The organism is Aestuariivita sp. (genome assembly GCF_049276915.1).
In the GTDB taxonomy this organism is placed as follows: domain Bacteria; phylum Pseudomonadota; class Alphaproteobacteria; order Rhodobacterales; family Rhodobacteraceae; genus Aestuariivita.
This window is the reverse complement of sequence record NZ_JBASXK010000082.1, coordinates 1-21678: the sequence shown is the minus strand read 5'-3', so window position 1 is coordinate 21678 and position 21678 is coordinate 1. Positions and strand designations below refer to the sequence as shown.

Annotated in this window: 20 protein-coding genes and 3 pseudogenes; 8 read left to right on the top strand and 15 right to left on the bottom strand. The window is 60.0% G+C overall.

Annotated elements, in window-relative coordinates; all coding sequences use genetic code 11:
* From WAO69_RS08675 to WAO69_RS08610, 14 genes and pseudogenes are all read right to left on the bottom strand, one after another.
* A pseudogene (locus WAO69_RS08675) lies at positions 1 to 536 on the bottom strand (DNA repair protein); the annotation flags it as partial.
* A 152-nt stretch (positions 537 to 688) separates the two neighbouring features.
* Positions 689 to 1123, bottom strand: a complete 435-nt coding sequence (locus WAO69_RS08670) for a paraquat-inducible protein A (protein WP_422178076.1) — start codon at positions 1121 to 1123, stop codon at positions 689 to 691.
* Between the two features lie 80 nt (positions 1124 to 1203).
* A complete protein-coding gene (locus WAO69_RS08665) occupies positions 1204 to 1410 on the bottom strand; it encodes a hypothetical protein (RefSeq protein WP_422178074.1) in 207 nt (68 codons plus the stop codon).
* A gap of 12 nt (positions 1411 to 1422) precedes the next feature.
* A complete protein-coding gene (locus WAO69_RS08660; protein ID WP_422178072.1) occupies positions 1423 to 2169 on the bottom strand; it encodes an ABC transporter ATP-binding protein in 747 nt (248 codons plus the stop codon).
* On the bottom strand, positions 2166 to 2948 hold the full coding sequence (locus tag WAO69_RS08655; protein ID WP_422178070.1) for an MlaE family ABC transporter permease: 783 nt from the start codon (positions 2946 to 2948) through the stop codon (positions 2166 to 2168). Before WAO69_RS08655 ends, WAO69_RS08660 begins: the two co-directional genes overlap by 4 nt.
* Positions 2945 to 3979 (bottom strand): alanine racemase, encoded by a 1035-nt coding sequence (alr, locus tag WAO69_RS08650; protein WP_422178067.1) that lies wholly within the window; start codon positions 3977 to 3979, stop codon positions 2945 to 2947. Before alr ends, WAO69_RS08655 begins: the two co-directional genes overlap by 4 nt.
* A gap of 50 nt (positions 3980 to 4029) precedes the next feature.
* Positions 4030 to 4818 (bottom strand): DUF1194 domain-containing protein, encoded by a 789-nt coding sequence (locus WAO69_RS08645; protein ID WP_422178065.1) that lies wholly within the window; start codon positions 4816 to 4818, stop codon positions 4030 to 4032.
* A gap of 107 nt (positions 4819 to 4925) precedes the next feature.
* A complete protein-coding gene (locus tag WAO69_RS08640; protein ID WP_422178063.1) occupies positions 4926 to 5351 on the bottom strand; it encodes a hypothetical protein in 426 nt (141 codons plus the stop codon).
* 5 nt (positions 5352 to 5356) lie between these two features.
* Positions 5357 to 6853 (bottom strand): replicative DNA helicase, encoded by a 1497-nt coding sequence (locus WAO69_RS08635; RefSeq protein WP_422178061.1) that lies wholly within the window; start codon positions 6851 to 6853, stop codon positions 5357 to 5359.
* 195 nt (positions 6854 to 7048) lie between these two features.
* On the bottom strand, positions 7049 to 7729 hold the full coding sequence (locus WAO69_RS08630; RefSeq protein WP_422178059.1) for an orotate phosphoribosyltransferase: 681 nt from the start codon (positions 7727 to 7729) through the stop codon (positions 7049 to 7051).
* Positions 7730 to 7767: 38 nt separating this feature from the next.
* Entirely contained in the window at positions 7768 to 8805 is a 1038-nt protein-coding gene (gene pyrC / locus WAO69_RS08625; protein WP_422178057.1) for a dihydroorotase, read from the bottom strand.
* 43 nt (positions 8806 to 8848) lie between these two features.
* Positions 8849 to 9805: pseudogene (locus WAO69_RS08620) on the bottom strand (phosphoadenosine phosphosulfate reductase).
* Positions 9806 to 9920: 115 nt separating this feature from the next.
* Positions 9921 to 10808: pseudogene (locus WAO69_RS08615) on the bottom strand (glycosyltransferase family 2 protein); the annotation flags it as partial.
* Positions 10809 to 10849: 41 nt separating this feature from the next.
* Complete coding sequence (locus tag WAO69_RS08610) at positions 10850 to 11878, bottom strand: glycosyltransferase family 2 protein (RefSeq protein ID WP_422178055.1); 1029 nt, start codon at positions 11876 to 11878, stop codon at positions 10850 to 10852.
* 218 nt (positions 11879 to 12096) lie between these two features.
* Between WAO69_RS08610 and WAO69_RS08605 the strand changes: the two genes are divergently transcribed.
* The 7 genes from WAO69_RS08605 (at position 12097) to WAO69_RS08575 (ending at position 20448) form a co-directional block, all read left to right on the top strand.
* Positions 12097 to 13005 carry an AAA family ATPase gene (locus WAO69_RS08605; RefSeq protein ID WP_422178053.1) on the top strand — a complete coding sequence of 303 codons (909 nt, stop codon included), beginning with the start codon at positions 12097 to 12099 and terminating at the stop codon, positions 13003 to 13005.
* Between the two features lie 80 nt (positions 13006 to 13085).
* On the top strand, positions 13086 to 14357 hold the full coding sequence (locus WAO69_RS08600) for a vWA domain-containing protein (protein WP_422178051.1): 1272 nt from the start codon (positions 13086 to 13088) through the stop codon (positions 14355 to 14357).
* Positions 14358 to 14465: 108 nt separating this feature from the next.
* Positions 14466 to 15437: an XdhC family protein gene (locus WAO69_RS08595; RefSeq protein ID WP_422178049.1), complete on the top strand. Its 972-nt coding sequence runs from the start codon at positions 14466 to 14468 to the stop codon at positions 15435 to 15437.
* The gene (locus tag WAO69_RS08590; RefSeq protein WP_422178047.1) at positions 15434 to 16438 is read left to right on the top strand and encodes a molybdopterin-binding protein; all 1005 of its coding nucleotides are present in this window, start codon (positions 15434 to 15436) and stop codon (positions 16436 to 16438) included. The genes WAO69_RS08595 and WAO69_RS08590 overlap by 4 nt, the downstream gene beginning before the upstream one ends.
* A gap of 97 nt (positions 16439 to 16535) precedes the next feature.
* Positions 16536 to 17021, top strand: coding sequence for a (2Fe-2S)-binding protein (locus WAO69_RS08585; RefSeq protein WP_422178045.1), 486 nt, complete (start codon positions 16536 to 16538; stop codon positions 17019 to 17021).
* Between the two features lie 135 nt (positions 17022 to 17156).
* Complete coding sequence (locus tag WAO69_RS08580; protein ID WP_422178043.1) at positions 17157 to 19520, top strand: xanthine dehydrogenase family protein molybdopterin-binding subunit; 2364 nt, start codon at positions 17157 to 17159, stop codon at positions 19518 to 19520.
* Between the two features lie 136 nt (positions 19521 to 19656).
* On the top strand, positions 19657 to 20448 hold the full coding sequence (locus tag WAO69_RS08575; protein ID WP_422178041.1) for an FAD binding domain-containing protein: 792 nt from the start codon (positions 19657 to 19659) through the stop codon (positions 20446 to 20448).
* 214 nt (positions 20449 to 20662) lie between these two features.
* Here WAO69_RS08575 and infC read toward each other — a convergent pair whose 3' ends face one another.
* Positions 20663 to 21214, bottom strand: coding sequence for a translation initiation factor IF-3 (gene infC, locus WAO69_RS08570; protein ID WP_422178078.1), 552 nt, complete (start codon positions 21212 to 21214; stop codon positions 20663 to 20665).
* A gap of 204 nt (positions 21215 to 21418) precedes the next feature.
* Here infC and WAO69_RS08565 point away from each other — a divergent pair.
* Positions 21419 to 21678 (top strand): hypothetical protein (locus tag WAO69_RS08565; RefSeq protein ID WP_422178039.1); only part of this gene is annotated, 260 nt, incomplete at its 3' end.

Genomic DNA, 21678 nt, shown 5'->3' with positions numbered 1-21678 from the left:
TGGATCAGGAAATCGCGTGCGCGCGAGACGTTGTTGTCCGAATAGGTGCGGGCCAGTTCGCGCGAGACATGGCTCATCTGGGCGGCGAGTTCCATGACTTCGGCCTCCATCGCGTCAAGATCGGGATGGGCGCGCAGGAAGGCAATCCGGTCGCGGATCGAATCAAATTCCGACGACAGGGTGAAGACGCCTTCACGGTCGGCCTTGTGCGCTGCGGAATAGGCGCGCGCCACATCGCGCATGTTCATGTGAAAAGAGCGATGCGAGGTTTCGAGCGCCATCATGCGCGCATGGCTGGGCAGGTAGAACAACAGCGTCAGCATGACGACACTGAGCGTGCTTTGCACGATCACGCCGGCCTCGGGTAGCAGGTAATTGCCAAAGCGCAGATCAAGGCTCAGCCAGGGGGCCGCGCCGATGGCGCAGGCGAGGGTGTATCCAGCCAGAGCCAGCGCGGCGATTGCGATGATTGTAATGGCGATACGTTGTAAAAGGTAAGTTGCGACCAGCCAGGTCGCGCGTATGGTTTCACTCATGACATCCCCCAGCGCGTTGAACAAACCGAACGCGACAGGGCAAGTTTATGCCGCGAACATCTTCATTTACAAAGGAAAATGGATTGTACGGGAGTTGATTTCCGCTTTGGAGCCAATACTGGGATTTGGGATTGATTGTTTCGCCTCGGACATCAATGTCGCAGCCGTCGCTCGGTCAGGTGGCCCAGGACCAGACCGGCGAGGATGCAGCCGGTAAAGAGATAAAGGCCCCAGGCGGTTTCGATACGTCCGACTCCGATTCCCTTGGCAAGCGTGATGTAAAGAGCGATCAGGAAGATATCCGCCATGGCCATCTTGCCCATCACATGAACTGCGGGCAACAGGCGGGGCGGGAGCAGATCCCATTGCACCAGCGCCAGTCCGATGGTTTTCAGGTAAGGTGCGAAGAGGGCAAAGAGCGTCACGATCAGCGCCAGGATCACATCGGTGTGCCACAGGGACTGCAAGCCGGTGATGACCGAGATTTCCTCCAGTCCGAAGAGCGGCAGCAGACCGGCGCGCATGAGCGGTGCAAACCATGCGATCGGGTAGAGCACGAGCAGGGCGAGTGTGATAAGCTTGAGCATATCTGCAAGGGGCGGTTTTTTCCGCGCCAGGTCAAGCAGGGTTTGCCCTGAAGGCGCGCGGCGCGCCAATGGGTCTGGCGTCACAACAGCGACAGAAGTCTGTCTTCGAGCAAAAGCGCCGTGATCGAGCCGATGATGCCGCAGACGATCACGATCGCTTCGTACAGAAATTCGTCATAAGGCCAGGGCGGGTCGTCCGGTCCATAGCGCAGAAGGTTTATGACAAAGCACAGCGTGAACCCGAGCGCGAAGCCGATGACGGCGCCGATCAGTCCGGTGATGAACATCCGACAGGGTCCTCAGCGTACGGCTTCGATAGGGCCTTCGGCGCGGCCATGGATGAACTGATCCAGATAGGGATCGCCCGATGTGTCCATCTGCGCCACGGGTCCGGTCCACTGGATCACGCCGTCATGCAGCATGGCCACGTTGTCGGCAATCGCGCGCACCGAGGTCATGTCATGGGTGATGGTCATGGCCGTGGCCCCCATCTCGACCACGATTTCGCGGATCAGATCATTGATCACGCCGGACATGATCGGATCCAGCCCGGTGGTGGGTTCGTCAAAGAAGATGATCTCGGGCTCGGCGGCGATGGCGCGTGCGAGGCCTACGCGCTTTTGCATGCCGCCGGAGAGTTCGCCGGGCAACCGGTCGGCCACATCGGGTTTCAATCCGACGCGGCGGAGTTTTTCGACGGCGATCTCGCGAGCTTCCTCAATGGGGCGTTTGAGAGATCCGCGCAGCAGGCGAAACGCCACGTTTTGCCACACCGGCAGGCTGTCAAACAGGGCTCCGCCCTGAAACAGCATGCCAAAGCGGGCCAGAAAGGCATCACGGTCGCCTTTGGTGGCGTCCTGACCGTCCACCAGGATCTTGCCCTGATCCGGGCTGATCAGGCCAAGGATACATTTCAGCGCCACCGATTTCCCGGTTCCCGAGCCTCCGATGATCACCATGGACGTGCCTTTGGCGATCTCGAGATCCATGCCCTGCAACACGCGGTTCTCGCCAAAGGCCTTATGGACGGATTGCATGCTGATCATACCGAGAAAAATACCCCCGTGAGCAGGAAGTTGGCCGCAAGGATCAACACCGCCGCCGCTTCGACCGAGCCTTTCGTGGCACGTCCCACGCCCTGTGCGCCGCGACCTGAATTCATGCCATAATAGCATCCCATGAGGGCAGCTATTCCGCCGAACACGCAGCCTTTGATCAGGCTTGAGATGATGTCGCGCGTTTCAAGGAAATCGACGGTGTTCTTGAGATAGGCAGCCGGGTTGAACCCAAGATTATGCGTGGCGACAGCGTAGCCGCCGAAAATGCCGATGATGTCGCCAATGCCGACCAGAACCGGCACGGTGATCAATGCAGCAAGAACGCGCGGTGCAGTCAGATATTTCATTGGATGGGTCGAGAGCGTCACAAGAGCATCGATCTGTTCGGTGACTTTCATCGTCGCGATCTCGGCCGCGACGGATGAGGTGACGCGTGCGGCAATCATCAGCCCGACCAGAACCGGCCCAAGTTCGCGAACCATGCCGATGGCGACGATCTGGGGGACGACGGCTTCTGCGTTGAAGCGTGCACCCCCGGCATAAATCTGCAGCGCCAATGCGCCGCCGGTAAAGAGCGCGGTAAGACCGACGACGGGCAGAGACAGCCAGCCGATCTGAACTAGCGCATGCCCGAGTTCTCGTGGATAGAACGGCGGCGTCAGCATATGGCGAATGGTCAGCAGGGCAAACAGCGTCACCCGGCCAATGGCGGCCAGCACATCCAGAACAAGGCGACCCAAAGCGCCGAGAGGAGACAGCAGGCTCATCCCAGGATGACTCGCTTGTAGCGCGTTCCAAGGGAGGTCAGGATTTCATAGCCGATCGTGCCGGCAGCTTCGGCAAGGTCATCCACGGTTTGCTGGTCATTGAGCAGCGTCAGCATCTCGGGCGCGGTGTCGAGGTCGGTGATATCGACCGTGATCAGATCCATCGAGACACGACCCACCACGGCGCAGGGGCGGGTTCCCGCGTAGACCAGCGCCCGCGGGCCCATGGCGCGGATCAGGCCGTCGGCATAGCCTGCCGAGATCGTGGCGATCCGGCTGGGACGTTGGGCGGTCCAGCTGTTGGCATAGCCAACGGTTTCTCCCGGCGCGACGTCGCGAATCTGGATGACTGGAGCCTCAAGTTTGACCACCGTTTCGGCGTCTTCAAAGGGCATGCCGCCATAAAGGCCGATGCCGGGGCGGGTAAGGCCAAAATGATACTCTGGCCCAAGCAGGATGCCTCCGGTTGCGGCCAGAGACCGGGGCACATTGATCCCGTCGGTCATGGCGCGGAAGTTTTCCAGCTGATGGGCATTCATCGGATGGTCCGGATCATCGGCGCAGGCCAGGTGAGACATGATCAGAACCGGGTTCTGCTCAAGAGCGATGTCGCGGAGCGCGGCCCATTCCGAGGGCTCCATGCCCAGCCTGTTCATGCCGGTATCAAGCTGGATGCCGAAGGGATGTCCGGGCAGGGCTTCGACATGACGCAGCATCTGATCGACGCTATTCAGCATCGGCGTCAGGCGATGGGCACGCAGCATGTCCGTGTCGCCCTCCATATGTCCGGAAAAGACGCTGATGCGCGGTTCGGGGCCCAATGCGGCGCGCACGGCCGCGCCTTCTTCGGCGACAGCCACGAAAAAGCTGCGCACGCCCTCGCGCGCAAGGGTGCGGGCAACGGCAGCCGCCCCGAGACCATAGCCGTCGGCCTTGACGACCGCAGCGGTTTCGCCTTGCGACAGCGCAGCCAGCGCGCGCCAGTTGGCCGCGATGGCAGAGTGATTTATGGACAAACGAGCAGATCCCATAGCCGGTTCATGGTCTGCGCAGGCACCAAGGTCAAGGGGAAGTGCCGTGCTCAGGGCAGGTCGAAAAGCGGGCGATTGCGTTCCCATGTTTTCTCGCCGATGAGGCAGTCATAGGGGGGCAGCTGACGCAGTTGCACGGGGATTACCTGCTCGGGCAGGCTGGAGATTTCCAGTACCAGCTTGCGCTTTATCGCGTCGGCAAACTGCGACCAGTCATAGACGGGGATCACGAAGGCACCGGGGCCGCCGATCACGCAGCGGCGAAAGTATTCATCCAGGTCCGGCAGATCCCATATCCGGCTCAGGGTATCTTGCGTCATCAAAGGCAGGCCGTTGATGATGATGCCCTTGGCAAGAACCGCATCCCGGGCGCGCAACACCGGGCGTCCCTGATTGTTTGGCCCATCACCGGAAATGTCGATCACGCGGCGCAAGCCATTGAAAGCATTGGCCTCGATACTGTCGGCAGCATAGAGCAGTGCGCCGGATATGGAGGTGCGCTGCATGCCGTCCGAAGCCGTGGTCCGGATTGTCTGCGCGATCGTTCTCGCATCGTCGCGTGTCTGGATCAGGGTCCAGGGCACAACCACGCGATGGGCGTATTCACCGGCCCATTCGACATAGGTAATCGCGATGCGCCCGATCAGCCCGTTGTTGATCGCGCCCCAGACCTCGTCGCTGGACAGGGCCTCGGCATAGCCGCGCCGCTGGATTTCGATCTCGTCAGGCGACATGGAACGCGACAGATCAACGGCCAGAAAGAGCTCGACATCGACCTCGAGACGCTCTTCGGCCAGGGCGTGCAGCGGGAACAACAGGAACAGGATCAACCATCGCATGGGCTCAGATTGCGGCCTTGCGGCGGCTCTGTCCATTCACTTTGCGGTCAGTCGCGACAAGTGTCTTTCGCGGCGCGCCCGGCATGCTCAGGAACCGGGCAGGATCTTCAAGCTTTTGGTGTCGAATGCCACCAGATTCGCACGACAGTGGCCAGACCGTCCGCGTTGAACTCGGCCAGCAGCGTTCCGTCCAGCACCATATAGGGCAGCGGATCGCCGGGTGTGCGATCCGGCAGTCCGGTGCCAGTGGATTTGGCCCAGATTGCAAACAGCTCTTCTGAAGCGACCTGGTACTCGACATGCCACTGGGCAAAACCGCCCCGTGCCGTTTCGCCCAAGACATTGTATTGAAGAGATATATCGGCCTGAAGCTTGATGCGGTCCCAATAGGCGGCGCGCGCCGTGGTGCTGTCTTGTACCTGAAAGGGCGTGTTCCAATATTGCCCGTCGGGCGTGAAAAGTGCTGCAAACCCATCGCTGTCCTGATGTTCCCAGACGCGTTTGTAGGCGGCCATGAAATCGTGAATGTGCATGGTGTTCAAAATCCCTGATCTTCGCCTTGCTGCCAGGGCTTGATGAGGTTGCCAAATCGGGTGAAGCGCCCCTCAAAACTCAGTTCCACTGTGCCGATGGGCCCGTGTCGTTGCTTGCCGATGACGATTTCGGCTTTGCCATGCAGGCGGTCCATGCGTTCCTGCCAGGCTGCCATTTCTTCCAGCCTGTCATCGGAAGGCTTTTCGCGCTCGGCATAGTATTCCTCGCGAAACACGAACATCACCACATCGGCGTCCTGTTCGATCGAGCCGGATTCGCGCAGATCGCTAAGTTGCGGGCGTTTGTCCTCGCGGCTTTCGACCTGCCGGGACAGCTGCGACAGCGCGATCACCGGAATATCGAGTTCCTTGGCGATTGCCTTGAGGCCTTGGGTGATTTCCGAGACTTCATTCACCCGGCTGTCCTTGGCCGTGGCCGGGCGCACCAGCTGAAGGTAATCGACGATCAGAACGTCCAGACCGTGGGTGCGTTTCAGTCGACGGGCACGCGCCGCCAGTTGACTGATGGGCAGGGCAGGCGTGTCGTCGATGAACAGCGGGCAGGCTTCCAGGTCTTTGGCGGCTTCGACAAAGCGGCGGAATTCGGCCTCGGTCATATCGCCGCGACGGATCTGTTCGGATGGCACTTCAGATGCTTCTGACAGAATCCGCGCGGCGAGCTGCTCGGCACTCATCTCTAGGGAATAAAAGCCAACGACACCGCCATCGACGGCACCTTCGACACCTTCATGGGTCATGCCGCGTTTATAGGCTTTGGCGATGTTGAACGCGATGTTTGTGGCCAGGGACGTCTTGCCCATCGACGGGCGACCGGCCAGAATCAAAAGGTCCGAGCGGTGCAACCCGCCCAGTTTCTTGTCCATATCCACCAGCCCGGTGGAAATGCCTGCCAGGCCGCCTTCACGCTGATAGGCGGCATTTGCAACGTTAACTGCGTCCGTTACAGCCTTGAGAAAGCTTTGAAAACCGCTCTCCGTCTGGCCCTGCTCGCTGAGTTTGTAAAGCTTCTGCTCGGCCTCGACGATCTGCTCGCGGGGCTCTGATGTGACTTCGACGCGGGCGGCTTTGTCGGCAATCTCGCGCCCCAGACCAATCAGTTCGCGCCGGATCGCAAAGTCATAGATCATCTGCGCGTAATCTCGCACCGCAAAGGCACTGATCGCGGCCCCGGCAAGCCGCGCCAGATAGGCCGGTCCGCCAAGTTCCTTCAAACCCTCGTCATCTTCGAGAAAGGCCTTGAGTGTAACGGGCGACGCCAGCGCATTCTTGGCAATGCGGCTTTTGGCGATTTCATAGATTCGGGCGTGAACGGGATCGTAAAAATGTTCCGGCTGAACAATGGACGCAATGCGGTCGTAGATATCGTTGTTGGTCAGGATCGCGCCCAGCAACTGCTGCTCGGCCTCGATCGAATGTGGCATGCTTGCCGTTTCTCCCTCGGCCTGAAGCCGCGCCGCGTCGATATTCGCGATCTCGTTCATGATTGTCCCCACAATACCCTCAAGGCGCGGTCCTAGCGTGATGAGCGCGGCTCAGGCAAATTGTATGTTTCTGTGGATAGGTTGTGAGTCTCTCGCCTGACCACAGAATGTGCCCCGAACTGGGCGCGTTGCTACCACATAGGGTGGCAGTAGATGGGTGTTCTGTCAAATTGCGCAGAACAGGTTTTCTTCGGGTCAGGCGTTTTTCCGCGCGTCTTGCCAGGCACGGGGGGCGTTGAGAAAGGCTTCGACCTCGCTCAGGGTCTGTGTCGTGAAGGCTCCTGATTCTTTGGCGGCCGCCAGCACGTCCCACCACGTGCACAGGTGATGCAGGGTGATTCCATGATCGCCCAGCTTTTGTTCCGTGTCGGGAAAAATACCATAGTAGAAGATCACCGCCGTATGTGCGCAGCTTGCGCCGGTTTCGCGGATCGCATCCACAAAGGATAGTTTTGAGCCACCATCGGTGGTCAGATCCTCGACCAGCAACACGCGCTGGCCTTCTGTCATGACGCCTTCGATACGGGCGTTGCGGCCATAGCCTTTGGGTTTCTTGCGCACATAGGTCATGGGCAGGCCCATACGTTCGGCCACCAATGCACCAAACGGGATGCCAGCGGTTTCTCCGCCGGCAATGTTGTCAAACGCCTCGAACCCGGCATTGCGCATGACTGTCACGGTCAGGAAATCCATCAGTGTCGAGCGGATGCGCGGAAATGAGATCAGCTTGCGGCAATCGATATAGGTGGGCGATGGCAAACCGGATGCCAGCGTAAAGGGTTCATCCGCATTCAGATGCACGGCCTGGATTTCCAGCAGCATGCGCGCTGTCAGGCGTGCGATCTCTTCGGCGGAGGGATAGGAGGAGGGGATCATGTCTGGATATCTTTCTGTCAGCCTGTGGCGATTTGGGGTCAGGAAACGCGCCAGTGGAGCGGCATCTTGGGGTCAAAAACTGTGACGGGCCCATCGCCGGTGTCGAGCTTTTCGGGATAGACCACGGGATCGCCCTTGGTCAGCACCATGGTTTCGTCATTGACGGGCAGGCCATAAAACCGCGGGCCATGCAGGGATGCAAAACGCTCAAGCTTGTCCAGCGCGCCGTCCTGCTCGAATACCTCTGCAAGGATGGACATGGTGTTGGTCGCCGTGAAACATCCCGCGCAGCCGCAGGCATGTTCCTTGAGCGCATCCACATGGGGCGCACTATCGGTGCCCAGGAAATAGGTCGGATCACCTGATGTCGCGGCGGCGCGCAAAGCAAGGCGGTGTTCCTCGCGTTTGGCCACGGGCAGGCAGTAGTAATGCGGCTTGATCCCTCCGACCAGGATGTCATTGCGGTTGATCACCAGATGATGGGTGGTGATCGTGGCACCAAGATCATCACCGCCACTGCCGGCATAAGCGACGCCCTCTTGCGTTGTTATATGTTCCATCACCACACGCAGGCCCGGTGTCTTGCGTCGGATCGGGTCCAGGATGCGGTCAATGAAAACGGCCTCGCGATCAAAGATGTCGATATCGCTGTCGGTCACCTCTCCATGCACGCACAGGGGCAGGCCGATGTCGGCCATACGCTCAAGAACAGGGCGGACATGATCAAAGTTCCGCACCCCCGAGGCCGAGTTCGTCGTCGCCCCCGCCGGATAAAGCTTGATCGCCTTTATCAGACCACTGGCATGGCTTGCCGCCACATCATCGGGATCCGTGTCCTCGGTCAGATACAGCGTCATCAGGGGTTCGAAGGACATATCATCGGGCAGGGCCGCAAGAATACGCTCGCGGTAGGCCGCGGCATCCGAGCCCCTGACCACTGGCGGGACAAGGTTGGGCATGATGATTGCGCGTGCAAAATGACGGGCTGTTTCAGGAAGCACACCGGCAAGCATAGCGCCATCGCGCAGGTGCAGGTGCCAGTCATCCGGGCGGCGGAGGGTCAGGGTATCAGACATGTCCCTGCGCTAGCACAGCCGTGCGGCACAGAAAAGATCTGGATCACTCTGACAGGTTTTCGCCGGCGGCTTTTTTGGCAGCGGCTTTTTCCATCCGTACAAGGCGATGACGGAACCGAGGTGCCGCCATGCGTGAGGTGACATTCTTGCACAAAATCCTGTTGAACTCGTCCCGGCCGCTGCGATCGAATTCGTTCATCAGGTTGCGCAAGTAAGGGCGATAGTCACGCCGGGCGCGGTAAATCTTGTAAAATGCCAGTTCTGTCAGCTTGCCTTGACCTGCCAGAGAAATGAGACGGTAGATCAGCTGCATCTGAATGAGGGCGGTTTGCAGTGCTGCGCCCATGAAGGGCAGCCGCAGGCGGGTGACATTCTTGCGCCGGAAAAGGGCGGCATGCATCGCGTCCAGGGTCTGGCGTGGATCATAAAGCACGAATGCCTGTTCGGCCGCATCCAGCATGTCGGGCGCATAGCCATAGCGATCATTGAAATCGACGCGCCGCATTTCGGTAAAGCGATCATCCCATTCGGTCATGCGGGGGTCGAGAGTGGCCTGGGGCTGGATCGCGATCACGGTCGAACCGGGGGAGGCAACAGAAAATGCCGCAGCCGCATAGCCGCAGGGGCCGGCACCATAGAAGACAACCTTGTCAAACCCCTCGAAAAACCCGTCATCGATCAAACGGTCGAAAAAGCCATAGATCATCGGATCCCGAAACCAGGTATCTCCATCCGAGATGATTCACAGATGCGACCATCCCAATGCGCGGATCATGTCGAATCCCATGGGCTGCGCGGTTTCGGACAGCGTGCGAATGCCGTCTACCGTCTCGAAGGTGACGAGCAGGGTGTTCTTTTCTTCGACGAAGGTTGCAAAGTGCTTGTCGCCCAGAGGCTGGAACATGCCGCATTCCATCGCCACATTGGCGAGCGCATCTTTCCAGGCTTTTTTGTCAAGGCCTGCCAGCGACTGGTCCAGAATGTTTGGCACGTCCTGCATAAGTACATCCTCAAAGCGCCGTTCTCTGATGGAACGTCGATTGGAATAAACGCTAGTGCCGCAATGGGGCGAAATTGAGAAAAATTCAGGCCGGTTTGGTGCAGCCTGCAGGGGGCTAGTTATCCGCCTTCAGCGCGCGGCCCCTGTTGGCGTAGTTCATCAGGATGCGCGCAGTCATCGGTGCGATGGGGCGAGAGGGCGGCGTCATCATCAGCCGCGCAAACAGGGCTCGGAATGGCTCATCCAGCATGAGGGCTTCAAATCGCTCCTGGCGCCAGCGCACGGCGCCATCATGCAGCTTGCCCAGTTCAGTGTCGGATTTGAGGCTGTTGAGGATCGGGTGGCTGGTCTGGGCCATGGCGTGGATCGAGGTATCGGTCTCGGTGTTGAAGTTACGCTCAACCCAGTAATCGACATCCAGCATGTGATCGGAATGCACGGCGCGCCCGCGATCGGCCTTGAGCACAAAACTTTCCATCGCGCCGATCGCATAGTGGTTGAGTTGTACCAGCGCATGGTTTGACTGCCCGTAATTGGAAAATATCCGGCGCGTGCGGAATTGCTCATCCAGTTCGCGCCCTTCGCCGTCAAACCAGCGCGCCTGATGCAGCTTGTCGGGGTCAGGATCGCGCGGTCGGTGGACGCCCAGTTTCCGATATGTCCCGTCATTGCGATAAAGTGTCTTGAACATCGCCGCGCGCCAGGGCCAGGGCATGTCCAATGGCGCGGCCTTGATGAACCTGTCGGTGACGGGGCGGTCGGCAAAGCGCACCTGGTCCGAGTTGCCGAACAGCCGCCAGGTCAGAGTGATGGCGGTGGCGTCGGGCAGGGCGTTGAGCAATGCCGGCAGGGTGCGGTCGCCAACCTGTATGTTCACGAACTCGTCGACGTCCAGCGGCAGGATCCAATCTGCGTGTTTCACCGGCTTGAGTTTCTGGGCCGCTTTCAATGCCGTGAACTGGATGCCGCGTTGATCATAGGGCCCGTCATTGCGGATAGACGTGCCTCATTTGGGCAGGCCCAGATTGATCAGTTTCAAACTCATTATGCGAGCCCCAGCTCTCTGAGCATCTCTTCTTCCTGAGGCGGAAGCTTTGAAGCAGCCTTGAGCTGCGCGCGCATCTCGCGATAGGCTGGTTGCTCAAGCAGGGCGTCGCGTTTGGCGCAATGCAGCGCAACCGCCTCCTCATGCAGATCCCTGACACCCGGCATGGCCTTCAGGGTGTCGATTTCGCGGCGCAGGGCTGGCAGGTATCGTTGTATCGACAGGTCTTCCCAGGCCGGATCATTGCGCTCACGCCAGTATGTATCGTCGAAATGGCGGTGTTCGCGGTTCACGTCACCACGGTCGTTCTTGACCAGATAACTGTCCAGAGAGCGCAGCGCATAGTGGTTGAGCGTTGCAAACTGACGTGCACCAAGGGCCGGAAACTTGCGGATCCGTCGCGGGTTGGCAGCCACAAGAAAGCGATGCTGGACCGCGCGCCCCGATCCATCCGTCCATGACGGGCGCTTTTTCTCGGGCAGTTTCTTGCGGAAAAACGGGCGGTGCGCACCGTAGTACTGCAAGGGAAAATCGTTTCTTACCAGAGATTTGACTTCGATCGCTGTTTCACCGCACCACAGGTCGGGATTGTGGCTGCGCGTGAATTGGGAAATCACCGGTTCATCCACAAATGCGTCTATGTCGCTATTGGCAAAGAACTGGAATGTCACCGAAATCGCCTGAGGATCGCCGCAGGCCTCGATCAGGGCAGGAATGGTGTGATCACCGACATGGATATTCAGAAACTCATCCACATCCGCGATCCAGACCCAGTCCGCTTCGCTGACCACGGGATGATTGGCGGCATCCTTCAATGCCTCCATCTGATAGTTGCGCCCTTCGGCGGGGTTGGGCAGGTGGGTCAGCCAGCCCTCTTGCGCCAGCGCATCCAGAAGCCTGTCAGTCGCATCCGAGCAATCGTTAGAGTAAAACAGGAAATCCGTCACACCCAACACACGGTTGAACGCGATCCATTCCAAAAGGAACGGCCCTTCGTTCTTGACACATGTTACGGCCGTTATGCGCACGTTTGCGCCTCGTCCGTCATGGAATGGCCGGTCATACTCTTGCCTGCTCGTTAAACTGCCTTTGCGGCAGATACCTTTATTTTCTTTAAGGAATCATGCCACCTCACGAGGGGTGCGTCAATGCGGGCGACAAGGAATGATCCAGCGGTTCCTTTTGCGGCCCGCTTGACGCCACCAGACACCCGTGTCCTTGTACATGCCACGCAAGGAGGAACGACATGGCGCTACCGACATCCATTGACGACGTGCAAAAGGTGCTGGGTGGGCAGGGCTATGTCTGCGGGCGCGGATTGGCAACGGTGGTTTTCCTGTCGCTCAAGCTGGGACGCCCCTTGTTTCTGGAAGGCGAGGCCGGTGTCGGCAAGACCGAGATAGCCAAAGCCATTTCGGCAGCCCTCGGACGCCGCCTGATCCGTCTGCAATGCTATGAGGGATTGGATGCCTCCAGTGCGGTCTATGAATGGAACTTTCCAGCTCAGATGGTGGCAATCCGCACCGCAGAAGCGGCAGGCGGGGCTGACCGCGAGACGCTTCAGGATGAACTGTTTGGCCCCGATTACCTGATCGAGCGCCCCTTGTTGCAGGCCATGCGCCCAGACGCCAATGGCGCGCCTGTCCTGCTGATTGACGAACTGGACCGCACGGATGAGCCATTCGAGGCGTTCCTGCTCGAGGCGCTTTCGGATTATCAGGTCACGATTCCCGAACTGGGCACGATCGTGGCTCCCGAAGCACCCATCGTCATTCTGACCTCGAACAGAACCCGCGAAGTGCATGACGCTCTCAAGCGGCGCTGCCTCTATCATTGGGTGGATTACCCTGATTTCGACCGCGAGATCGAGATTCTCTCGGCGCGCGCCCCGGAAGCGTCCGAAAGCCTCAGCCGTGAGATCGTGGCCTTCGTGCAGGCTCTTCGGACCGAGGATCTGTTCAAGAAACCGGGGGTGGCGGAAACTATCGACTGGGCCAAATGTCTTTTGGCGCTGGACGTAATCAACCTGAGCCCCGAAGTGATATCGGACACGCTGGGCGCGATTCTGAAGTATCAGGATGACATCGCGAAACTGCAGGGCTCCGAGGCCAAACGGCTGCTTGATGAGGCCAGAGCCTCGTTGGAGCCGGTCTGATCCGATGAATTGGCTCATCCCTCATCCGCCGTCAGATGCCCGCCGGATATGCAGGGGCACGATCGCCCTGGCACCGCGACATGGTTGAACAGATCCCCCTCGAGATTCCGGACGATCCCAAACTGGTGCGCAACATCACCCATTTTGCGCGCGCGCTGCGCAAGGCAGGCCTGCCAATCGGGCCCGGGCGGGTGATTGATGCGATCCGTGCAGTCGAGGCAACAGGCTTCACTCAGAAACAGGATTTCTACTGGACGCTGCATGCCTGTTTCGTGAACCGACCGGAACACCGGGCGGTGTTCGGGCAGGTGTTCCGGTTGTATTGGCGTGATCCGCGGTATCTGGAACACATGATGTCCATGATGATCCCGGCCATTCGCGGCGTGCAGGAAGACAGGATTGCGCAGGCGGCCGAAAAACGTGCCGCCGAAGCCCTTCTGGACGGCGTCGCGCGCGATGAACCGCCGGTCGACGAAAACGCCTCGGACGAAGAGTCGGCTGTCGAGATTGATGCCTCGATGACGATGTCGGGCGAGGAACGGCTGCGCTCGCTGGATTTCGAACAGATGAGCACATCCGAGACGGCGGCGGCAAAACGCATGATTGCCCGGCTCAGCCTGCCGGTGAAACCCATCGCGTCACGCCGTGGCGAGGCGGCTTTGCAAGGGAAACGGATCGATTGGCAGCGCACCATGCGCAGCTCGATGCGGCGCGGTGGCGAGATCTATGACCTTGCGTTGAAACGGCCCAAACCACGCTGGCCGAATCTGGTGGTGCTTTGCGACATTTCAGGCTCCATGAGCCAGTATAGCCGGGTGGTGTTGCATTTTCTGCATGCAGTGGCGAACACCAAAGGCGCGGGCTGGGCCAAGGTGCATGCGTTCACCTTTGGCACGCGTTTGACCAACATCACGCGGCATATGGGTCAGAGAGACGTGGATGCGGCGCTCAAATCCGCAGGTGCCGAGGCGCAGGATTGGGAAGGCGGCACACGGATCGGCGATTGCCTTCATAGCTTCAACCGCGACTGGTCGAGACGCGTTCTGGGGCAGGGCGCGGTTGTCCTTTTGATCACTGACGGGCTTGATCGGGACGATCCCGAGCCGCTTGCCAAAGAGATGGAACGCCTGCACCTTTCCGCGCGCCGTCTGATCTGGCTGAACCCGCTGTTGCGCTGGGATGGTTTTGCGCCCAAGGCGCGTGGGATTGCCGCCATGTTGCCGCATGTGGACAGCTTTCGCGCGGGCCATTCCATCGCGTCGCTGGAAGAGCTCGCGCTTGCGATATCGCGACCCGATGATATGGGAGAAAAAGCACGAATGATGGCGAGGTTGCACAGTGGGTCTGCGTGATTAAACTGTGCGCCTGCGGCGCATTGTTTTGGCTTGCTTGCCGTCGGCGACCGGTATTTGAAGCAAGAAGAAGAGCAGGTCGAACCGTACCTGTCCTTGGAGGATCATATGGAGCGTTTTGACAGAAGCCCCGAGGTTGCCCTGGAGTGGTATCGCGCTGGCAAAGGTGCGACCCTTGCCACGGTTGTGCAGACTTGGGGCAGCGCGCCGCGCCGTGTGGGGGCGCAGCTTGCCATCAGCGGTGACGGCGAGATCGAAGGTTCGGTCTCGGGGGGCTGTGTCGAGGGCGCGGTAATTGTCGAGGCCCTTGAAGCTTTGGAGGAGGGCGCATCGCGAATGCTGGAATTCGGCGTGAGCGATGAGGATGCCTTTGCCGTGGGGCTGGCCTGTGGAGGAACCATCCGCGTTCTGGTCGAGCCGATCGGATCGGTCATGTCCGAGGCGCTTTTGACGGAGCTGGTAGCGGCGCGCGCGGCGCGCGATCCGGTGGCTTACGAGGTGAATGTCGAAACCGGGTCGCGGCGTCTGGTGCGTGAGGGTCATCAGCAGCGCATGCGCATGGACCGCTCGGGGTTCGAGGAGGGGAGTGCGCTGTTCGTCGCGGTTCACAACCCGCCCTTGCGTCTGATCGTCGTGGGGGCGGTGCATATCGCGCAGGCCCTGGTGCCGATGGCCCGGATCGCAGGGTATGATCCGGTCTTGATCGATCCGCGTGAAGTCTTTGGCAGTTCGGACAGGTTTCCGGGCGAAGAAATCCGCCTTGACTGGCCTGATGAGGCGGTGGCGGCTCTTGGGCTTGATGCGCGCACCGCGCTGGTCTTGTTGACCCATGACCCCAAGCTGGACGATCCCGCGCTTGAATCTGCATTGCGGGCAGATGTGTTCTATATCGGTGCGCTTGGGTCTGGCCGTACCCATGCAAAACGCGTGGAACGGTTGACGGCGGCCGGCTTTTCGGCCCAGGAAATCGCGCGTATTCATGGGCCTGTGGGTCTGGATATCGGAGCGGCGGGACCTGCCGAGATCGCCGTTTCGATCCTTGCCGAGATGACGGCGGTATTGAGAGGAAAGGCCGAATGAAGTTCGGACCCGTCCCGATTGCGCAGGCCGAGGGGGCCGTTCTGGCCCATTCGCTGAAGCTGGGGCAGACACGTCTGCGCAAGGGGCTCATGCTCGAGGCGGGTCATGTTGCGCAGATGGCGCAGGCCGGGCTGGGGCATGTCGTCGTTGCGCGGCTGGATGCGGATGATCTGCATGAGAACGAGGCCGCGCGCCGGCTGGCCCAAGCCCTTGTGCCGGATCCGGAGGCGGCGCATCTGAGGGTGAGCGAGGCCTTTACGGGCCGGATCAATTTTCTGGCCGGGTGCGCCGGAGTCGTCGTGCTGGATGTGGCAGCGCTGGAGGCGTTCAATGCCGTGCACCCGATGATCACCATCGCCACGGTTCCGGCCCTGCAACAGATGCAGCCCGGCGGCATGGTGGCCACGATCAAGATCATTTCCTACGGCGTTGCCGCGCGCGATGTTGCCATGGCGCAAGAGGCGGCGCGCGACAGTCTGCGCCTGGCGCCGCCGGTTCTGAAGACCGCGGGTCTGGTCATCACCGATGTTCCGGGCGGGCCATCCAATGACAAGGGGCGGCACGCAATCGAACAGCGTGTGCGGGCGCTGGGCATGGATATGGCCGAGACCCGCATCGTGCCTCATCAGGTCGCTGCCCTGGGGCAGGCGCTTGCGTCGATCGAGGGGGATGTGGCGCTGATCCTTACGGCATCAGCCACGTCGGATATCGCGGATGTCGCTCCGGAAGCCTTGCGCGCGGCCGGGGGGCATGTGGATCGCTTCGGCATGCCGGTTGATCCGGGCAACCTTCTGTTTCTGGGGCGTCAGGGCGTGCGTCCGGTGATCGGGCTGCCGGGCTGCGCGCGCTCGCCTGCGTTGAACGGGGCTGACTGGGTGCTGTCGCGTGTGGTGTGCGGTATTGATGTGACGTCGCGCGATATTGCGGCCATGGGAGTGGGCGGTTTGCTTAAGGAAATTCCTACTCGTCCGCAGCCGCGCTCCGGGCGAAAGGCATCGTGATCCAATTTCCTGACGGTTGCGTGCAGATTTCGGTTCTCAATGCGCAAGCGGCATGCTTAAGTCGGGTCAATCAACATAAAGCTTTTGGGAGGAAGCCATGCCTCAGGTCTCGATGACCGTGAACGGTAAAGCCATGTCCGGAGACGTGGAAGGCCGTACACTTCTATCTTCATTTCTGCGCGACAGTCTTGGACTGACGGGAACACATGTGGGCTGCGACACGTCGCAATGCGGGGCCTGCGTGGTTCATGTGAACGGCGAAGCCGTCAAGGCCTGCACCATGTTTGCCGCCGAAGCCGATGGCGCATCCGTTGACACGATCGAAGGCCAGGCCAATGCGGATGGCTCGCTCAATGTCATCCAGCAGGCATTTCAGGATCATCACGGTCTGCAATGCGGATTCTGCACCCCCGGCATGGTGATGTCGGCAGCGGCGTTGCTCAAGGAAAACCCAAAGCCCAGCGAGGCCGAGGTGCGTGCCTATCTGGAAGGCAACATATGCCGCTGCACGGGGTATCATAACATCGTCAAGGCGATCATGGCCGCATCCGGGCAGGATGTCGGAGCGATCGCCGCGGAATAAGCGTTTCAGTTGAGGGGCCAGCCCCTCGAACTCCCCGCCGGTATTTTCAGCAAGAAGAAACGGTTGGTGGGGTTCTGGCGCTGGTGTTTCGCAGAATTGAGGCGGGTAAACTCGCCATCTCAGGGAGGAGATAAAATGCCAAAGGATCATGGTATCGGTGCCAGCCCCAAGCGGCGCGAAGATGTGCGGTTCCTGACGGGAGCCGGGAATTACACGGATGACATCAACGTGGCGGGGCAGGCCTATGTGCATTTTCTGCGCTCGGATGTTGCCCATGCGCGCATCAAGAGCCTGGATACATCGGCTGCAGAGGCCATGCCGGGGGTCGTGAAGATCTTTACCGGTGCTGATTTTGCCGGTGTGGGCGGTCTGCCGTGTGGCTGGCAGGTCACCGACCGGCATGGTGCGCCCATGCAGGAGCCGCCTCATCCGATTCTGGCGCAGGGCAAGGTGCGCCATGTGGGTGATCCCATCGCGGCTGTCGTGGCGGATACCTATGAGCAGGCGCGCGATGCGGCCGAGGCGATCGAGCTTGATCTTGAAGAGCTGCCGGCCCTTGTCGATATGAAAGCTGCCTTGAGCCCGGATGCCCCGAAACTGCATGAGGATCTGACGTCAAACCTTTGCTATGACTGGGTTTTGGGTGAAACTGATGACTCGGTTATCGACAAGGCGTTTGCCGATGCGGCACATGTGACCACCCTTGAGCTGACCAACCAGCGTCTGGTGGCCAACCCGATGGAACCCCGGGTTGCGGTTGGGGAATACAACCGCGGTACGCAGGATTACACGCTTTATACAACATCGCAGAACCCCCATGTGATCCGGCTTTTGATGTGTGCCTTCGTTCTGGGTCTGCCCGAGCACAAGGTGCGGGTCGTGGCACCGGATGTGGGCGGCGGGTTTGGCACCAAGATCTTTCATTATGCCGAAGAGGCGTTTTGCACCTTCGCCGCGAAAGCCTGCAACCGTCCGGTGAAATGGACGGCCAGCCGGACCGAGGCGTTCATGTCGGACGCTCATGGGCGCGATCACGTCACCAAGATCGAACTGGCTCTGGACGCGGACAACAACTTTACCGCGCTGCGCACCAATACGCTGGCCAATATGGGGGCCTATCTGTCGACGTTTTCGTCTTCGGTGCCCACCTGGCTGCATGGCACGCTGATGGCGGGGAATTACAAGACGCCCTGCATTCAGGTGAATGTGAAGGCGGTCTTTACCTCGACCGTACCGGTGGATGCCTATCGTGGAGCCGGGCGACCCGAGGCGACGTTCCAGATCGAGCGGGTCATCGACATGGCCGCGCGTGAATTGGGGGTCGATCCGATTGCTCTGCGGCGTCAGAATTTCATCACGCAGTTCCCCTATGACACGCCTGTGGCGCTGACTTATGACACCGGGGATTACAACGCCACGATGGACAAGCTGGAAGTGGCTGCCGATCTTGCGGGCTTTGCCGCGCGCCGTGCGCAAAGCGAGAAGAACGGAAAACTGCGCGGTCTGGGTATCAATTCCTATATCGAGGCATGCGGCATCGCCCCGTCGAATATCGTCGGCATGCTGGGTGCGCGCGCCGGTCTGTATGACGCGGCGACCGTACGGGTGAATGCGACCGGGTCGATTTCAGTCATGGTGGGTGCGCATTCCCACGGTCAGGGCCACGAGACTGCGTTCCCGCAGGTGGTGGCCGAGATGATCGGTATTGACGAAAGCATGATCGAGATCGTGCATGGTGATACCAGCAAGATCCCGTTCGGCATGGGGACCTATGGATCGCGATCTCTGGCGGTCTGCGGCTCGGCCATGGTGCGGGCCACCGAGAAGATCATCAACAAGGCCAAGAAGATCGCCGCGCATCTGATGGAGGCCTCAGAAGCCGATATCGAGCTCAAGGACGGCATGTTCAGCGTCGTGGGCACCGATAAATCGGTGGCCTGGGGGGATGTGACACTGACGGCCTATGTGCCTCACAACTTCCCGCTGGAAGAGATCGAACCGGGGCTGGAAGAGACAGCATTCTATGATCCGGCCAACTTCACCTATCCTGCTGGTGCCTATGCCTGCGAGGTCGAAGTTGACCCTGAAACCGGAAAGGTCACGATCGAGCGGTTTTCGGCAGCCGATGATTTCGGCAATATCATCAACCCGATGATCGTTGATGGGCAGGTTCACGGCGGCATTGGTCAGGGAATCGGCCAGGCGTTGCTTGAGGGCTGCGTCTATGACGACAACGGCCAGCTTCTGAGCGGATCTTACATGGATTACGCCATGCCCCGCGCCGATGATGTGCCGTTCTACACGGTGGACCATTCCAGTCAGACCCCCTGCACGCATAACCCTCTGGGCGTGAAGGGCTGTGGCGAAGCCGGAGCGATCGGGTCACCGCCCGCTGTTGTGAATGCGGTGATTGATGCGCTGCAATCGGGTGGGCATGCGGTCAAGCATATCGACATGCCGATGTCTCCGTCCCGTGTGTGGACGGCGATGAACAGCTGAGTGGTGAGGGTGTGTTCGAGGGTCTTTCGGTTTTCGCGATCGGTTCGGGAAGATTGGACTGCGTCCCTCGCGCGCCCAACAGATTTTTATAACCCAAGGAAGCAATGGATGCTTTGAATGGGGAGGAGAATGAAAGATGTATAACTTCGAGTTTCAAAAGCCGAGCAGCATCTCGGAAGCGGTTGCAGCGCTTGGCGCTGAGGGTGCCCAGCCGCTGGGTGGTGGTCAGACGCTGATACCGGCGATGAAGCAACGGCTGAACGCTCCGTCCACATTGGTGTCGCTGAGCGGCATTGGCGAGCTGAAGGGCGTGTGTACACGTGATGATGGCGCGCTGAGCATTGGCGGGGCCACGACCCATGTGACGGTCGCGACGACTGCGGGCGCGCAATATCCCGCGCTGGCCGCGCTGGCCAGTCATATCGGTGATCCGGCCGTGCGCAATCGCGGCACGATCGGCGGCTCACTGGCCAACAATGACCCTGCGGCCTGCTATCCGGCGGCTGCGCTGGGCTCGGGTGCCACCATCGTCACCAACACGCGCGAGATCGCGGCGGATGACTATTTCCAGGGCATGTTCACCACGGCGCTGGAAGAGGGTGAAATCATCGTCGAGGTGCGCTTTCCCATACCGGAAAAGGCCCATTACGAGAAATTCGTTCAACCGGCCTCGCGATTTGCGCTGACGGGTGTGTTTGTCGCGAAATTCGCTGATGGCGTGCGCGTGGCGATCACCGGAGCCTCGGAAGAGGGCGTGTTCCGCTGGAGCGAGGCCGAAGCCGCGCTGAGCGCGGATTTCTCGCCTTCCGCGCTGGACGGCTTGACGGTGTCGCCTGACGGCATGATCGGCGATCTGCATGGCACGCCGGCCTACCGTGCAAGCCTGATCAAGACGCTGACCAAGCGGGCGGTTGCCGCGGCACACTGATCCGCCTGGCAATTGAAACACAAACGGCCTGCGCTGACTGCGCGGGCCGTTTTCGTCTGGCAGGACGGCAAAGACGCGGGCGTCGTCTGCGCAGAGGTCGGAAGGCGGCGCAGCTGCTGGCCCGGATCGTCTTGTTCACGAGGCCGCTTGCAGCCTGCGCGCAACAAAAAAGGGCGCTGGTTTAGCAGCGCCCCCGTTCGGATTTGCGAGACTGTCAGCCTTTGTTTGGCATGGGGCCAATCAGCATGATCATCTGGCGGCCTTCCATTTTGGGCATGTTTTCGACTTTGCCCACCTCTTTGGTATCTTCGGCCACCCGTTCCAGAAGCTCGCGTCCAAGATTCTGGTGGGCCATCTCGCGGCCCCGAAAGCGCAGGGTGACTTTCACCTTGTCGCCGTTTTCAAGAAATTTGAACACGTTACGCATCTTGACTTCATAGTCATGAACGTCCGTGTTGGGGCGAAACTTAACCTCTTTGATTTCAATGATCTTTTGTTTCTTGCGGGCCTCGCTCTCGCGTTTTTGCTGTTCGTATTTGAACTTGCCGTAATCCATGATCTTGCACACGGGTGGCACGGCATTGGGCGAGATTTCCACAAGGTCCAGTCCAGCCTCTTCTGCCATTTGCATGGCGCGATCCGGGGTCACGACGCCGACGTTTTCACCTTCGGCGCCAATCAGGCGGATTTCATTGGAGCGGATCTTATCATTGACGCGCGGGCCGGTATCGCGTTGCGGCGGCGCATTGTGTGGTCTGCGGGCGATGTCTGTCTTCCTTCATTTGTTGACATAATTCCGAGCCAGCAAGTTAAACGCGCCCCGAGGCCCTTTCAAGGCGCAAATCGGCCAATAGATGCTGATTGTTCCATCCGCCGAATTATTCCCCTTTGAGGCCCCTGATGATGCTGCCATGGGTTGCCCTTCGAGTCGTCAAGGCTCATGCAGTTCATGTAAGAGGGAGTGTTTCAAATGAGGAACGTGTTACTTGTCGTCGCCGCAGCAGCCATCGCTGTGAGCGGGTATTTCATGTTCACGGGCCGCGAGGCGGTTGAGGTATCTGCACCTGAACCGGTCGCGTCGTCCCCAAGTGCCGCCGAAACAGCCGAGGCCGAAGCACAGGCGGCTGCGCAAGCCGCAGAAGAAGCCGCGGCCAAAGCCGAAGCCGAAGCCAAAGCCGCAGCCGAGGCCGCCGCTGCAGAAGCTGCCGCCGCCGCTGAAGAGGCCGCAGC